The organism is Sphingomonas adhaesiva, assembly GCF_002374855.1.
GTDB lineage: Bacteria > Pseudomonadota > Alphaproteobacteria > Sphingomonadales > Sphingomonadaceae > Sphingomonas > Sphingomonas adhaesiva.
Map to the genome: position 1 here is coordinate 72,479 of NZ_NWVC01000008.1, position 13,995 is coordinate 86,473.

The 13,995-nt window shown below is 67.8% G+C and carries 17 protein-coding genes; 3 read left to right on the forward strand and 14 right to left on the reverse strand.

Annotated elements, in window-relative coordinates:
* Positions 1 to 14: 14 nt before the first annotated feature.
* Both COA07_RS14555 and bfr read left to right on the forward strand, forming a co-directional pair.
* Entirely contained in the window at positions 15 to 185 is a 171-nt protein-coding gene (locus COA07_RS14555; RefSeq protein ID WP_083956653.1) for a (2Fe-2S)-binding protein, read from the forward strand.
* 100 nt (positions 186 to 285) lie between these two features.
* Positions 286 to 783 (forward strand): bacterioferritin, encoded by a 498-nt coding sequence (gene bfr / locus COA07_RS14560; RefSeq protein WP_066706345.1) that lies wholly within the window; start codon positions 286 to 288, stop codon positions 781 to 783.
* A gap of 464 nt (positions 784 to 1,247) precedes the next feature.
* On the opposite strand, the gene COA07_RS14565 is transcribed toward bfr, so the two are convergent.
* From COA07_RS14565 to COA07_RS14595, 7 genes are all read right to left on the reverse strand, one after another.
* Positions 1,248 to 1,661: an Hpt domain-containing protein gene (locus COA07_RS14565; protein ID WP_083956652.1), complete on the reverse strand. Its 414-nt coding sequence runs from the start codon at positions 1,659 to 1,661 to the stop codon at positions 1,248 to 1,250.
* A 75-nt stretch (positions 1,662 to 1,736) separates the two neighbouring features.
* Positions 1,737 to 3,104, reverse strand: a complete 1,368-nt coding sequence (der, locus tag COA07_RS14570; RefSeq protein WP_066706343.1) for a ribosome biogenesis GTPase Der — start codon at positions 3,102 to 3,104, stop codon at positions 1,737 to 1,739.
* Positions 3,105 to 3,180: 76 nt separating this feature from the next.
* On the reverse strand, positions 3,181 to 4,503 hold the full coding sequence (locus tag COA07_RS14575; protein WP_066706340.1) for a PQQ-like beta-propeller repeat protein: 1,323 nt from the start codon (positions 4,501 to 4,503) through the stop codon (positions 3,181 to 3,183).
* Entirely contained in the window at positions 4,500 to 5,216 is a 717-nt protein-coding gene (locus COA07_RS14580; protein ID WP_066706333.1) for a tetratricopeptide repeat protein, read from the reverse strand. The genes COA07_RS14575 and COA07_RS14580 overlap by 4 nt, the downstream gene beginning before the upstream one ends.
* 88 nt (positions 5,217 to 5,304) lie before the next feature.
* Entirely contained in the window at positions 5,305 to 6,180 is an 876-nt protein-coding gene (gene panB, locus COA07_RS14585) for a 3-methyl-2-oxobutanoate hydroxymethyltransferase (protein ID WP_066706331.1), read from the reverse strand.
* Positions 6,181 to 6,220: 40 nt separating this feature from the next.
* Positions 6,221 to 6,676, reverse strand: coding sequence for a hypothetical protein (locus tag COA07_RS14590; RefSeq protein ID WP_245842175.1), 456 nt, complete (start codon positions 6,674 to 6,676; stop codon positions 6,221 to 6,223).
* Between the two features lie 29 nt (positions 6,677 to 6,705).
* Positions 6,706 to 7,053: an ArsC family reductase gene (locus COA07_RS14595; RefSeq protein WP_066706326.1), complete on the reverse strand. Its 348-nt coding sequence runs from the start codon at positions 7,051 to 7,053 to the stop codon at positions 6,706 to 6,708.
* Positions 7,054 to 7,127: 74 nt separating this feature from the next.
* On the opposite strand from COA07_RS14595, the gene COA07_RS18025 reads away from it, so the two are divergent.
* Complete coding sequence (locus COA07_RS18025; RefSeq protein WP_141396549.1) at positions 7,128 to 7,376, forward strand: hypothetical protein; 249 nt, start codon at positions 7,128 to 7,130, stop codon at positions 7,374 to 7,376.
* A 39-nt stretch (positions 7,377 to 7,415) separates the two neighbouring features.
* On the opposite strand, the gene bla is transcribed toward COA07_RS18025, so the two are convergent.
* The 7 genes from bla to rpsM form a co-directional block, all read right to left on the reverse strand.
* On the reverse strand, positions 7,416 to 8,297 hold the full coding sequence (gene bla / locus COA07_RS14600; RefSeq protein ID WP_245842176.1) for a subclass B3 metallo-beta-lactamase: 882 nt from the start codon (positions 8,295 to 8,297) through the stop codon (positions 7,416 to 7,418).
* A 389-nt stretch (positions 8,298 to 8,686) separates the two neighbouring features.
* On the reverse strand, positions 8,687 to 10,240 hold the full coding sequence (gene guaA, locus COA07_RS14605; RefSeq protein ID WP_066706324.1) for a glutamine-hydrolyzing GMP synthase: 1,554 nt from the start codon (positions 10,238 to 10,240) through the stop codon (positions 8,687 to 8,689).
* Between the two features lie 52 nt (positions 10,241 to 10,292).
* Complete coding sequence (locus COA07_RS14610) at positions 10,293 to 11,024, reverse strand: EAL domain-containing protein (protein WP_066706321.1); 732 nt, start codon at positions 11,022 to 11,024, stop codon at positions 10,293 to 10,295.
* Positions 11,025 to 11,237: 213 nt separating this feature from the next.
* Positions 11,238 to 11,660 carry a 50S ribosomal protein L17 gene (gene rplQ / locus COA07_RS14615; RefSeq protein ID WP_066706319.1) on the reverse strand — a complete coding sequence of 141 codons (423 nt, stop codon included), beginning with the start codon at positions 11,658 to 11,660 and terminating at the stop codon, positions 11,238 to 11,240.
* 254 nt (positions 11,661 to 11,914) lie between these two features.
* Positions 11,915 to 12,976, reverse strand: a complete 1,062-nt coding sequence (locus COA07_RS14620) for a DNA-directed RNA polymerase subunit alpha (protein WP_066486289.1) — start codon at positions 12,974 to 12,976, stop codon at positions 11,915 to 11,917.
* A gap of 91 nt (positions 12,977 to 13,067) precedes the next feature.
* Positions 13,068 to 13,457: a 30S ribosomal protein S11 gene (rpsK, locus tag COA07_RS14625; protein ID WP_066486290.1), complete on the reverse strand. Its 390-nt coding sequence runs from the start codon at positions 13,455 to 13,457 to the stop codon at positions 13,068 to 13,070.
* Positions 13,458 to 13,561: 104 nt separating this feature from the next.
* Positions 13,562 to 13,930 carry a 30S ribosomal protein S13 gene (gene rpsM / locus COA07_RS14630; protein ID WP_066486292.1) on the reverse strand — a complete coding sequence of 123 codons (369 nt, stop codon included), beginning with the start codon at positions 13,928 to 13,930 and terminating at the stop codon, positions 13,562 to 13,564.
* Positions 13,931 to 13,995: the final 65 nt, after the last annotated feature.

Here is a 13,995-nt window from a genome sequence, read left to right on the forward strand (position 1 = left end):
CGGAGGGAGGTTCCATGGTCGTCTGCGTGTGCAATGCGATTCGCGAATGTCAGGTGCGGGAAGCGGCGCGATCCGGCGCGACCACCGTGTGCCAGGCGTATCGCAGCGTCGGATGCCAGGCGAAATGCGGCCAGTGCATCCCGTTCGCGCGATCCATTATCGCCGAGGAACGCGCGGCTGCGTAACATTCGCAATCGCGAAAAACCGCAGAAATCCGCCAATTTTTCGCTGTCGTAACGGCGGATTTCACGCTATCCGCCTGCCATTCCCACATCGGAGGCAGGCATGAAGGGCGACCCCAAGGTCATCGATTTCCTCAACGAATCGCTGAAGAACGAACTGACCGCGATCAACCAATATTGGTTGCATTACCGCCTGCTGGAACATTGGGGCGTCTACAAGCTCGCCGAATACGAGCGCCACGAATCCATCGACGAGATGAAGCACGCCGACTGGCTGGCGGAGCGCATCCTGTTCCTGGACGGGCTGCCCAATTTCCAGCTGCTCGGCCGGTTGCGAATCGGCGAGACGGTGGAGGAAGTCCTCAAGTCCGACCTGGCGATGGAGATCGAGGCGGTCGCGCAGCTGAAGGCGGCGATCGCCTATTGCGAGGAAGTGAAGGACTTCGTCAGCCGCGACCTGTTCCAGCGCATCCTGGCCAGCGAGGAAGAGCATGTCGACACGCTGGAGCGCCAGTTCGAGATGATCGAGCGGATGGGGTTGCAGAACTACATCCAGCTCAACGCGATCAGCGAGAAGGACAAGCCGTCGGGTTCGCACTGAGTCTGGTGAATGTGGCGCCCCGGCGAAGGCTGGGGCGTCCCGCGGCTTTTGACGTTTGCGGTGGCGAGGCGCCCCGGCCTTTCGCGAGGTTGGTGCTAGAGCCGGTGTTCCTGCCCCTTGCATCCCGTCACTCTGGCGCAGCCGCGACCTTTGAAGAAGTCGGCACCCCCGCCGCTCCCCTCCGTCACCCCGGCCCCTTCGGCTTCACTCAGGAGAGCCTTGTTCCTGGGGCCACCGTGCCGCGAAATCAGGCGTTTGCCGGTGTGCGGAGACGTGGATGCCGGAACAAGTCCGGCATGACGGCATGTGTTTCGCAAAAATCCCGCAAAAGCCGGGGTCCATGTGGCCGCGAAAGCAGCGACCGATGCGTGCGGGGAGAGATGGATGCCGGATCGAGTCCGGCATGACGACGGTGGGTTCCCGGAAACTTCGTGTTCCTCAGGTGGCTGTAACCGCGTCCCGCGTCAGCCCTGGCGGTTGCCGAAGCCGGTGCCGCGTCGGCGGACCGCCAGCGGGCTGGCGTGGAGTTCCAGTTCGGTCAGCGTGCGCATGAACAGCGGGCGCAGCGCGACCACGTCGGCGATCGCGTCGCGCGGCGATTCGTGGTGTTCGACGCACTGGCGCGCGAAATTCTCGATCGTTTCGGCCAGCGTCGCCAGCGGATCGGCGCCGAACTGGCGCGCCTCGCCCTTCAGCGTATGCGCCGGGATGACCATCGCGGCGGCATTGTCCTTGCGCACCGCATCCTCGATCGCGCCCAGCGACTTGATGCCGTCTTCGCGGAAATAGCCGAGGATGCGCACGAAGCCCGCGCCCAGCTCCGCCTGCGCCTTCGCCAGCGCCTGGCGGTCGACCAGAATACTCCCTTCGAACGACACGCTGCGCCTCCATCACGGCGGTAGCCCCCCGCCGGCCGGCCACGATAGGCGCGAGTGGTAAATGTTGCGTAATCGTCAGCCCTTGAACGGGTTCTTGGGCGCACGCAGCGTCAGGCGCACCGGCACCGCGCCGAAGCCCAGATCGCGGCGGATGCCGTTGACCAGATAGCGCTGGTAGCTGGTCGGCAGTTCGTCGACGCGCGTGCCGAACAGGATGAAACCCGGCGGGCGGGTCTTCGCCTGGGTGACGTAGCGCAGCTTGATCCGCTTGCCGCCGGGCGCGGGCGGCGGATTGGCCTCCAGCGCGCGTTCGAACCAGCGGTTCAGCTCCCCGGTGCTGACGCGCCGCGACCACGCCTCGCGCGTGGCGAAGGCGGCGGCCATCAGCTGGTCGATGCCCTTGCCGGTCGCCGCCGACACGGTCAGCAGCGGCACGCCGCGCACCTGCGCCAGCCCTTCGTCCAGCGCGGTCCGCACGCCGTTGAACAGTTTCGAGGCGTCTTCCGCCACGTCCCACTTGTTGAGCGCGATGACCAGCGCGCGCCCTTCCTCCAGCACGCGATCGGCGATGCGCAGGTCCTGCGCCTCCAGCCCGAGCGTCGCGTCGAGCAGCAGGACGACGACCTCCGCGAAATCGACCGCGTGGAGCGCGTCGGCGACCGACAGCTTCTCCAGCTTGTCCTGCACCTTGGCGCGCTTGCGCATCCCGGCGGTGTCGATCAGCCGCACGTCGCGCGGGCCGTCCGGGCCGTTCCACACCCAGTCGATCGCGATCGAATCGCGGGTGATCCCGGCTTCCGGGCCGGTGATCATCCGGTCCTCGCCCAGGATACGGTTGACCAGCGTCGACTTGCCGGCGTTGGGGCGCCCGACGATCGCCAGCTTCAGCGGGGCGTTGGGGTTGTCGGGATCGTCCTCTTCCTCGTCCTCGGGCGGCTGGAGCGGTTCGAGGTGCGGCAGCAGCGCCTCGAACAGGTCGGCGACGCCCTCGCCATGTTCGGCCGACAGCTGCACCGGATCACCGAAGCCCATCGCGAGCGATTCGAGGATCCCCGCCTCACCCGCGCGGCCCTCCGCCTTGTTGGCGACCAGCACGATCGGGGTGCTCGACCCGCGCAGCCAGCGGGCGATCTCCTCGTCCAGCGGGACGATGCCGGCGCGCGCGTCGATCATGAACAGCGCGACGTCGGCGCTGTCGACCGCCGCCTGCGTCTGCTGGCGCATCCGGCCGGGCAGCGAGTTGGGATCCTCATCCTCGTAGCCGGCGGTATCGACGATGCGGAAATCGAGGCCGAGGAGGTGCGCGTCCCCCTCCCGCCGGTCGCGCGTGACGCCGGGGCGGTCGTCGACCAGCGCCAGCTTCTTGCCGACCAGACGGTTGAACAGCGTCGACTTGCCGACATTGGGACGGCCGACGATCGCGACGATGGGGAGACGGGACATGCGCGTCACCTAGTCGCAATGGCGACGAACGACAATGGCGGCGCAAGGGGGGCAGCGCCGCGCCGCCCCCGCTGGATCAGCGATAGGCGGTGATCTCGCCCTTGTCGTTGAGGACGTACATCGTCTGGTTGGCGACGACCGGCCCCATCGAGAACGGCACCTTGCCCTTGATCGTCACCTGCACCGCGCCGTCCGACGGCGACATGCCGACCAGCTCGCCCTCCGAATTGGTCGCCCACAGCCGCTCGCCGGCCAGCACCGGGCCGAACCAGTTATAGGGATTGCTGCGCTTCTTCTCGTTCTTGAACGCGCGCATCTGGCTGATCCAGCGGATCTTGCCGTTGGCGCGCGACACGCACACCAGTCGTGCATCGTCGGTGACGACGAAGATCCATTCGCCCGCGACCCACGGCGTCGAGATGCCGGCGAGATTCTGTTCCCACAGACGCTGGCCGGTGGCGATCTCCAGCGCGACCATGCGCCCGCCCTCGCCAATCGAATAGACGCGGCCGTCCTCGATCACCGGATCGGCATCGACGTCCGCCAGGCTCGACACCGAGGTGGTGATCGACGTGCGCGACAGCGCGTCCTGCCACAGCGTCCGGCCGTTTTCGTAGCGATAGGCGGTCAGTTCGCCGCTGGAGAAACCGGCGACGATCGTGCCCGCGCTGGACGATGGCGCCGCGACGCCGAACACGCCCTGTGTTTCCGGGTTGCCGGTCATCGTCCACACGACCTTCCCGTCGGCCTGCCCCAGCGCGTAGATCTGATTGTCCTGGCTGAGGACATAGACCTGACCGTTGGCGACCGTCGGCGCGCCGCGCAGCGGCCCGCCCGGCTTGGCGCGCCACACGACCGCACCGTCGGCGGCGTTCATCGCGACCACGTCGCCCAGCCCGTCGGTGGCATAGACCTTGCCCTCGTCATAGCTGACGCCGCCGCCGAAGCGCGCGGTGCGGTTCTGCTCGTTCTCGGTCAGCGAGCGCGTCCACAGCGGCGCGCCGGTGTCCGCGGCGAAGGCATGGATGGTGGCATCGACGTCGCTGACGAACAGCTTGCCTTCGGCCACCACCGGCGCCGCGGCGAGCCGGGCGCGGTTGCTGCCGCCGTCGATCCGCGCGCTCCACAGCTTCGCCGGATTGGCCGACAGCAGCAGGCTGCCCATCGACTTGGAGGCATTGCCGCCGGGCTGCGCCCATGCCTCGTTGGCGACGGGGGTGGGCAGCAGGACCTGCACCTCGGCAATGGTCTTGTCGGCCTCCGCGGCGTTCTCCGACATCAGGATCGGCACGCGCTGCCCCACGGTCGGGGTCTTCTTCGGCGCGCTCTTGAAGATGCCGCACCCGCCAAGGCTCACCAGCGCGGCAACCGCCAGCCCGGTCGCGAAGCGTGTCTTCATTGCTTGGTCTTACCTTCGTTGCTGGCGGCCGTGGCGGCGGCAGCGGGAGCCGCCCCCATCGCGCCGGCCATCTGAACCGCACGTTGACGCAGCGTCGGGGGCACGTCCTTGTCCGCGCCGATCCGCGCGAACACCTGCCCCGCCAGATCGCGACGCCCCTGCTTGAGATAGGCGATCGCCATCAGCTCGCCCGCGCTGCCCAGCCACGGATTGCCGGCGACCGCCAGCGGACGCATCCGTTCCACCACCACATCGGGCTTGAGCGTGTCGAATTCCGCCGACGTCTGGCGGATCAGCGCCAGATCGCGGAACGGCTGCGCGACCGAGGCGTCGCCGGCGACCGCGGCGAACTTCGCCGCCGCGCCGCGCAAGTCCTGGTTCTGGAGCAGGACGTCGGCCTGGCTGAAGATCGCGAGCACGCGGTATCCGTCGCGCTGCGAGGCGGCCAGCTGCGCCAGCGGGGCGGCCGCGGCCTTGGTATCCTGCGCCGCCAGATCGTCATATGCCTTCTGCAGCGTCTCGCCCTCGCGCTCGGCGGCCTGATGCTGGCGATGCTGCCAGAACAGATATCCGGCGAAGGCGGCCAGTACCAGCACGATGCCCGCGATGATCGCGCGGCCATAGGTGCGCCAGACGTGCAGCGCCTGATCGCGGCGCAGCTCCTCGTCGACTTCACGCACGAACGCTTCATTGTTCTGGGGCGTCAAAGCCACCGGTCACTCCGCAGAAGAGAGGGGGAAACCGATGCGCCTTAGCCGCCCTTGCGCAACAGGGGAAGCGTTACGCATACGCACATGGCGCTCATCGCGGGGCATAGGTCTGCTCGTCGGTGGGGAAGGCGCGCGAGCGCACCTCGGCGGCATAGGCCTGCGCGCGTTCGGCGACGAAGCCGGCCATGTCGCCGTACCGCTTCACGAATCGCGGCACGCGCTCGAACAGGCCCAGCATGTCCTCCGCGACCAGCACCTGGCCGTCGCATTGCGCAGACGCGCCGATGCCGATCGTAGGCACCGCCACCGTGTTGGTGATCTCGATCGCGATCGGCTCCACCACGCCCTCGATCACCACGGCGAAGGCGCCCGCTTCCGCCACGGCGCGGGCATCGCCGACGATCTTGTCCGCCTCCGCCTGGCTGCGCCCGCGCGCGCCATAGCCGCCCAGCGCGTTGACCGCCTGCGGCGTCAACCCGACATGCCCCATCACGGGAATGCCGCGTTCCGACAGGAAGGCGACGGTCGGCGCCATCGCCACCCCGCCCTCCAGCTTCACCGCCGCCGCGCCGCTCTGCTTCATCAGATAGGCCGCGCTTTCGAACGCCTGCTGCGGGGAGGCTTCGTAGCTGCCGAACGGCATGTCGACGACGACGACCGCGTGATAGCTGCCGCGCACCACCGCCGCGGCGTGCGCGGCCATCATCTCCAGCGTGACCGGTACGGTCGACGGCAGGCCGTAGATCACCTGCCCCAGGCTGTCGCCGACCAGCAGCAGGTCGCAATGCGGGTCCATCAGCTGCGCCATGCGCACGGTATAGGCGGTGAGCATCACCAGCGGCTCGCCCGTGCCGGCCGCGATCTTCGCCTTGCGATCGCGCACCGCGGGGACGGTCAGGCGCTTCATCGGCGCTGACACGGGATTGGCGCGGCTGGTCGCGCTGTTGATCGTGAAGGTGGTGGACATGGTGCGACGCTACTCCCTGCCGGTCACTCTCGCCAGAACTTCAGCCGATCCAGCCGCGGCGACGGCCCAGATGCGCCAGTTTCAGCGCGCCCGCCGCGACCGCCAGGATCAGCAGCGGGAAATAGGCGACCCAGATGCCCTTCACTGCGACGATGTCCGTCACCGCGAACAGCCAGCCGAACTGGATCATCACCGCGACCAGCGCGATCGTCAGCAGCGGGATGGACAAAACCGACCCGGCGACCATCGCCAGCGCGCCCAGCAGGCTGCACCCGGTCGCCACCGCATAGACCGCCATGTACCAGATCGGCAGCGACGCGAAGAGCGCGCGGTCATAGTCGGTCGCCGGCCCCATCGCCTCCGCCCCCAGCCGGAATTGCTGGATGCAGGCGAACACGCCCGACAGCGACCACAGGAAGAACGCGATCACCGCCACCCGAAACCACCACGCGCCGCGCATCCGCGCCTCTCCCCTCCCCTGTACGCGGCGGACCATGGCGCGCGCGACGCGGGATGGCAAATGGATCAGCCGAACAGCGCGGCGTAGCGATCCGGCTTGAACCCCACCTCGACCCCGCCGTCATGTTCCAGAACGGGCCGCTTGATGAGCGAGGGGTGCGCGATCATCAGCGCGCGGGCCTTGTCGGCGGTTAGCTCCGCCCGGTCGGCATCGGGCAGCTTGCGGAACGTCGTGCCGGCGCGGTTGAGCAGCACCTCCCACCCGACGGCGGCGATCCAGCGGTCGAGCGCCGCGGGGTCGACGCCGGATTTCTTGTAATCGTGGAAGGCGAAGGGGACGCCGGCGGCGTCGAGCCAGGTGCGGGCCTTCTTGATCGTGTCGCAGTTGGGGATGCCGTATATGGTGGTGGTCATCAGGGTTTCTCCGATCTGAATGCTGCGGCAGGCGCCGCTTCTGAACCTGCTCCATCGGCATGGAAAGGACCGGCATGAGCAACGGGCGTTACAAGGGCGGAGGTACACGCGGCGGCCGATGGGGCTGCGCCCTGGCAGCGTTGTTCGGCATCCCGGTCTTCATGATGGCAATTGTGGTGGCGAGCCTCGGCGACTGTATGCCTGACGTCGAATGTCATCCAAGCCTTTGGCTTGAGGTCGTTCTTCCTACCGTTCTCGTCGCCGTACCGATTGGATTGGGCGTGCGCTGGTGGGTGAACCGAGGCGCGCGGGACGACGAGTGACGCCGGCGCTGCGGCATGTCCGCCGCGCGCTGCCCTCCCCTATTTCGCGATCCGTCCCTGCTTCATCCACTCGCGGTCGAAATCGTCGCGGGCGCGCAGCACCATGTCGCGCAGCAGGCCGGGGGCGACGAGCGTGCCGGCGCGGGCGCGGGTGAGGACGTCGGCGAGGTCCGGGTGCGCGGGCAGCACCACGTCGGCGGGCAGGCGCGCCAGCCGGGCGAAGCTGGTGCGGTAATCCGCGGCGATATCGGGATAGCGGCGGTTGGCGAACAGCCGGTTGCCCGCGACCGAGACGCTGCACGGGAACACCACGTCCAGCGGTCGCGTGGCCTGCGTCACGCGCATCGTCCAGCTGGTGCAGCCCGGCGTGTGCCCAGGCGTAGCGACGGCGCGCAGGGTCACGCCGCCCAGCTTCACCGCCTGACCGTCGCGCACGCCGCGCGCCATCGGCACGGGGGCGAAGCGGATGACGCCGTAATTGGTCTCGCCCGGCGGGATGCCGGTGCGCAGCGCGGGCACGTCCGCCGCGCCCGCCAGAACGCGCGCGCCGGTCGCGCGCTGCATCGCCGCCAGCCCGCCGACGTGATCGAAATGCGCGTGGGTGACGAGGATGTACTTCACCTCGCGCGGCGTCACGCCCAGCGCGGCGATGTTGCGCAGGATCGCGGGCACGTTCTGCGCCATCGTCGCGTCGATCAGGATCGCGCCGGCGGGGGTGCGGATCAGATAGGCGGCCAGCCCCTCCGTCCCGACATAGTCGATCGGGCCGATCAGCCGCACCGGCGGGATCGGACGCGTCCATTCGGGCGGATCGAGCGGCGCCGCGGCGGCCGTGGCAGCGGGCGCGGCGGCGGTGATCGTCGCCAGTGCGGCGAGCATCGCGGCGCGGGCGCCATGGCGACCGAAGGTCAGGCGAACCAAGTGGGACATCATGGGCCTTTTGCCGGGTGACGGGGCGGCGATCATGCCCCGCCGGTGGGGTCAGGGCAAATCGGCTCTTTTCCTCGTGTCGTCGTCGCGGATCTGCTGGGGACTGGCACGAACGTCCCCTTCGTGATGCAGGCTCCATCGCCGTCAGTAGGAGAGCGATGTTGAAACGGGCGTCTTGCCACGCACCAGCAACTGCGTTCGCGGCGCCATGGATGCCGGAACAGGTCCGGCATGACGGATGATCGGCGACGGCAGCGAGTCACGAAGCCGCGATCATGCCCCGCATGAGGGGCGCGGCATATCAGGCCGGCCCGCCCACGGCGCGTGACCGCGCCGAATGACGAAGCCGCGATCACGCCCCGCGTGATCGCGAGTCTTCGTCATTCCCACTCGATCGTGCCCGGCGGCTTCGAGGTGTAGTCGTAGGTGACGCGGTTGATCCCCTTCACCTCGTTGATGAGGCGGGTGGCGACGCGCGGCAGGAAATCGCCGGGGAACTGAAATGCCTGCGCGGTCATGCCGTCGGTGGAGGTCACCGCGCGCAGCGCCAGCACGCTGTCATAGGTACGCCCGTCGCCCATCACGCCGACGCTGCGCACCGGCAGCAGCACCGCGAACGCCTGCCAGATCGCATCATACAGGCCCGCGGCGCGGATCTCCTCCAGATAGATCGCATCCGCCTTGCGCAGGATGTCGCAGCGTTCGCGCGTCACCTCGCCCGGGATGCGGATCGCCAGCCCGGGACCGGGAAACGGATGGCGACCGACGAACACGTCGGGTAGCCCCAGCTCGCGGCCCAGCGCGCGCACCTCGTCCTTGAACAATTCGCGCAGCGGCTCGACCAGCTTCATGTTCATGCGTTCGGGCAGGCCGCCGACATTGTGGTGGCTCTTGATCGTCACCGACGGCCCGCCGGTGAAGCTGACGCTTTCGATCACGTCGGGGTAGAGCGTGCCCTGCGCCAGGAATTCCGCGCCGCCGATCTTCTTCGCCTCCGCCTCGAACACGTCGATGAAGGTCTTGCCGATGAACTTGCGCTTCGCCTCCGGGTCGGTGACCCCGGCCAGCCCGTCCATGAACAGGTCCTGCGCCTCCACATGGACGAGCGGAATGTTGTAGGCGCCGCGGAACAGCCCGACGACCTGCTCGGCCTCCCCCTCGCGCAGGATGCCGCCATCGACGAAGACACAGGTCAGCTGCTCGCCGATCGCCTCGTGGATCAGCACCGCCGCGACCGCCGAATCGACCCCGCCGGACAGGCCGCAGATGACGCGACCGCTGCCGACCTGTTCGCGGATCTCCGCGATCTTGGTCGCGCGGAACTCGGCCATCGTCCAGTCGCCCGCCAGCCCGCAGACGTGGCGCGCGAAATTGGCGATCAGCTTCGCCCCGTCGGGGGTGTGGACCACCTCCGGGTGGAACTGCATCCCGTAATAGCGCCGCGCCTCGTCCGCGACGATCGCATAGGGCGCGCCCTTGGACGAGGCGACCGGGGTGAAGCCGGGGGCGAGCGCGGCGACATGGTCGCCGTGGCTCATCCACACCTGATGCTGCTCGCCCGCCTGCCACAGCCCGTCGAACAGCGCGCAATCGGCGTCGACCGCGACATAGGCCTCGCCGAACTCGCCCGACGACCCCTTGTCGACGCGCCCGCCCAGCTGCTGCATCAGCACCTGCTGGCCATAGCAGATGCCCATCACCGGCACGCCGGCGTCGAACACCGCCTGCGGCGCGCGCGGGCTGCCGTCATCCACGACAGAGGCGGGGCCACCCGACAGGATCACGCCCTTCGGCCGCATCCGCGCGAACGCCTCGGCCGCGGATTGGAACGGCGCGATCTCGCTGTACACCCCCGCCTCGCGCACGCGGCGCGCGATCAGCTGGGTCACCTGGCTGCCGAAATCGATGATGAGGATGCTGTCGGGGTGTTCCATGGCGGGCCTGTAGCGGGTGGCGCGCGATGGTGGAAGGGGTGTGGAGTGGACGTTATGCCGCTACCGTTGCCGCGGCGGTTACCGGCAGCGGTTGGTCCGGCACCACAGGGACCGGCAGCACCTGCAGCGCGGGCCGGGCGATCAGATAGCCCTGCATGTAGCGCACGCCCATCGCGCACAGCGTCTCATATTCGGCGACCGTCTCGACCCCCTCGGCCACGACGGCGATGCCCATCCGCTCGAACATCGCGATCAGCCCCTCGACGATCATGCGGCGCGGCATGCTGGTGTCGACGTTGCGGATCAGCTCCATATCGAGCTTGACGACGTCGGTCTGAAGCCGCGCCAGCAGCGACAGACCCGCATGGCCTGCGCCGAAATCGTCCAGCGCGGTGGCGAACCCCATACGGCGATAGGTGTCGACGATGGTGGCGACATGCGCGGTATCCGCCATCTCCTCATTCTCGGTGAATTCGAAGATCAGCCGTTCCGTCGGAAAACCCACCGCTGCCGCGGTCTTCAGCGTCAGCTGGATGCAGGCGAGCGGCGAATAGACCGCATTGGGCAGGAAGTTGATCGACAAGCGCGCGCCGGTGGAGACGATCCCGGCCGCGACCGCCTGCGTGATCGCCGCGACGCGGCACTGCTGGTCGAAGGCATAACGGTTCTGCTCCGTCACGCGACCGATCATCTCACCAGCGGACTCGCCGTTGGTCCCGCGTACCAGAGCCTCATAGGCCCACGCCGACCCCGTCGTGATGTCGACGATCGGCTGAAAGGCCATAGCCAATGCGAAGTGATCGCCGGTATTTTGGCAACCCTGGCAACCACCCATCATCGTACCTCCGCCCGCACCCGTAGGGTGAGAGGATTAACAAAACGGTCGGCGGTCGGGATCGCCCACTCGTGGAATCCGGCGTGACGCGATGGCCATACACGAAAAAGGCCGCGCCATCGCTGGCGCGGCCCTTCTTGTTCCCGGATCGCGAGGCGCCGATCAGGCGGCTTCGTCGAAATCCTCGTCGGTCATCACCGGACCCGAATCCTGGCCCTTCGCCGACACGTCGCGGTCGACGAATTCGATGATCGCCATCGGCGAGGCGTCCGACGCGCGAATGCCGGCCTTGATGATGCGGGTGTAGCCGCCGTTGCGCGAGGCGTAGCGGGTCGCCAGCACGTCGAACAGCTTCACCAGCTGCGCGTCGTCGAGCAGGCGCGCGTGCGCAAGGCGGCGGTTCGACAGGCCGCCCTTCTTGCCCAGCGTCACCAGCTTTTCGATGTAGGGACGCAGTTCCTTCGCCTTGGCGAGGGTGGTGGTGATCTGCTCATGCTTGATGAGCGCGGCCGACATGTTGCGGAACAGCGCGGCGCGATGGGCCGAGGTACGCTGCAGCTTACGACCGCCAACACGATGACGCATGGTTCAATCCTTCTCGTTCGTCAGGGGGCCGTGTGAGGTACCCCGGGCCTGGTGACTTCAAGGCAGCCACCCTTGCCTGTTCTTATCCTGCCCAAGCTGGCTTGGGGAGGGGGACCAGCGAAGCTGGTGGAGGGGCGGTGCGGCAAAGCCGCACCGATCACGTCGGACGGGACGGTGTCGCGGCGTTGCCGCTTCCCCGCCCGCCGGCCGGGCTGGCCTGTCTCCGGCGCAAGCACGCTTGCGCCGGTGCAGGCTCAGCCCATAATTTCCTGCTCGAGCTTCTTGGCGACTTCCTCGATGTTCTCGGGCGGCCAGCCGGGGATTTCCATGCCCAGCCGCAGCCCCATCGAGGACAGCACTTCCTTGATCTCGTTGAGCGACTTGCGGCCGAAGTTCGGCGTGCGCAGCATCTCGGCCTCGGTCTTGCCGACCAGATCGCCGATATAGATGATGTTGTCGTTCTTGAGGCAGTTGGCCGACCGCACCGACAGTTCCAGCTCGTCCACCTTCTTGAGGAGGTAGCGGTTGATCTGCGCGGTGTCGCCCGGCGTCTCGCCCGTCGCGGCCGGGGCGGCGACGCCGACCGGTGCGCTGCGGGTGACCGCCGAATCGTCGAAGTGCACGAACAGCGCCAGCTGGTCCTGGAGGATGCGGCCGGCATAGCCCACCGCGTCTTCCGGGGTGACGGTGCCGTCGGTCTCGATCGTCAGCGTCAGCTTGTCGTAATCGAGATCCTGACCGACGCGGGTCGGGTCGACCTTGTACGACACCTGGCGCACCGGCGAGTAGAGCGCGTCGACGGGGATCAGCCCGATCGGCGCGTCGACCGGACGGTTGCCGACCGCCGCGACATAGCCCTTACCGACATCAGCGGTCAGTTCCATGTTGAGCGTCGCGCCCTCGTCGAGGTGGCAGATGACCAGCTCGGGGTTCATCACCTCGATGTCGCCCGACACCGCGATGTCGCCCGCCTTCACCTCGCCGGGGCCGGTGGCCGACAGCTGCAGGCGCTTGGGGCCTTCGCCCTGCATCTTGAGCGCGATCTGCTTCACGTTCAGCACGATGTCGGTCACGTCCTCGCGGACGCCGGCCAGCGAGCTGAACTCGTGCAGGACGTTCTCGATCTTGATCGAGGTCACCGCCGCGCCCTGAAGCGAGGACAGCAGCACGCGGCGCAGCGCGTTGCCGAGCGTCAGGCCGAAGCCGCGCTCCAGCGGTTCGGCGACGAAGGTCGCCTTGCGCTTGCCGTCACCGCTCTTCTTCTCGAGCTGATTGGGCTTCTTCAGTTCTTGCCAGTTCTTTGCGTTGACAGACAAGCTCTCGTCCCCTGGGGTTGGGCCGACGGTTGCGGGCGTCGGCCGGGTAATGGACGCAGCCGCTCGTCAGCGGCCACGCGAAGAAGAACGATCAGACGCGACGACGCTTCGACGGACGCACGCCGTTGTGCGGGATCGAGGTCACGTCGCGGATCGACGTGATCTGGAAACCGACCGCCTGCAGCGCGCGCAGCGCCGATTCGCGGCCCGAACCCGGACCCTTCACCTCGACCTCGAGCGTGCGGACGCCGTGCTCGGCGGCCTTCTTGCCCGCGTCCTCGGCAGCGACCTGCGCGGCGTACGGGGTCGACTTGCGGCTGCCCTTGAAGCCCATCATGCCGGCCGACGACCAGCTGATCGCATTGCCCTGCGCATCGGTGATGGTGATCATGGTGTTGTTGAAGCTGGCGTTCACGTGTGCGACGCCCGCGGTGATGTTCTTGCGTTCGCGCCGACGAAGGCGCTGCGGTGCCTGTGCCATATGGTATTCCTGACCTTGATTTCCAAGACGGAGGCCGGGAGGCTGTCAGCCTCTGACCCGCCTCCGGCGGAGAAGAAGTGGGAAATCGTCCCCCGGACGATTTCTTACTTCTTCTTGCCCGCGATCGGCTTCGCCTTGCCCTTGCGGGTGCGCGCGTTGGTGTGCGTGCGCTGGCCACGGACCGGCAGGCCCTTGCGGTGGCGCAGGCCACGATAGCAGGCCAGGTCCATCAGACGCTTGATGTTCATCGCGGTCTGGCGACGCAGGTCGCCTTCCACGGTGTAGTCGGCGTCGATCGCCTCGCGGATCTGCAGCACTTCCTGATCGCTCAGGTCCTGCACGCGGCGCTCCGCCGCGATGTCCAGCTTGGCGGTGATTTCCTTCGCCTTGGCCGGGCCGATGCCGTGGATATAGGTCAGCGCGATCACAACGCGCTTGTTGGTCGGGATGTTCACACCCGCGATACGTGCCATGAAACGGTTCTCCTGTGCTCCACAGGGTGCGGCATGGCTGCCACGCACCCCATCTCGTCGCATTG

Excerpts from the sequence above, each read along its gene's own strand:
- COA07_RS18025 (WP_141396549.1), top strand. The coding sequence starts at position 7,128 with ATGAGCAACGGGCGTTACAAGGGCGGAGGTACACGCGGCGGCCGATGG.
- guaA (WP_066706324.1), bottom strand. The coding sequence starts at position 10,240 with ATGGAACACCCCGACAGCATCCTCATCATCGATTTCGGCAGCCAGGTG.
- panB (WP_066706331.1), bottom strand. The coding sequence starts at position 6,180 with ATGTCCACCACCTTCACGATCAACAGCGCGACCAGCCGCGCCAATCCC.
- rplQ (WP_066706319.1), bottom strand. The coding sequence starts at position 11,660 with ATGCGTCATCGTGTTGGCGGTCGTAAGCTGCAGCGTACCTCGGCCCAT.
- COA07_RS14590 (WP_245842175.1), bottom strand. The coding sequence starts at position 6,676 with ATGGTCCGCCGCGTACAGGGGAGGGGAGAGGCGCGGATGCGCGGCGCG.
- rpsK (WP_066486290.1), bottom strand. The coding sequence starts at position 13,457 with ATGGCACAGGCACCGCAGCGCCTTCGTCGGCGCGAACGCAAGAACATC.
- der (WP_066706343.1), bottom strand. The coding sequence starts at position 3,104 with ATGTCCCGTCTCCCCATCGTCGCGATCGTCGGCCGTCCCAATGTCGGC.
- COA07_RS14610 (WP_066706321.1), bottom strand. The coding sequence starts at position 11,024 with ATGGCCTTTCAGCCGATCGTCGACATCACGACGGGGTCGGCGTGGGCC.
- COA07_RS14575 (WP_066706340.1), bottom strand. The coding sequence starts at position 4,503 with ATGAAGACACGCTTCGCGACCGGGCTGGCGGTTGCCGCGCTGGTGAGC.
- COA07_RS14555 (WP_083956653.1), top strand. The coding sequence starts at position 15 with ATGGTCGTCTGCGTGTGCAATGCGATTCGCGAATGTCAGGTGCGGGAA.
- COA07_RS14595 (WP_066706326.1), bottom strand. The coding sequence starts at position 7,053 with ATGACCACCACCATATACGGCATCCCCAACTGCGACACGATCAAGAAG.
- rpsM (WP_066486292.1), bottom strand. The coding sequence starts at position 13,930 with ATGGCACGTATCGCGGGTGTGAACATCCCGACCAACAAGCGCGTTGTG.
- bfr (WP_066706345.1), top strand. The coding sequence starts at position 286 with ATGAAGGGCGACCCCAAGGTCATCGATTTCCTCAACGAATCGCTGAAG.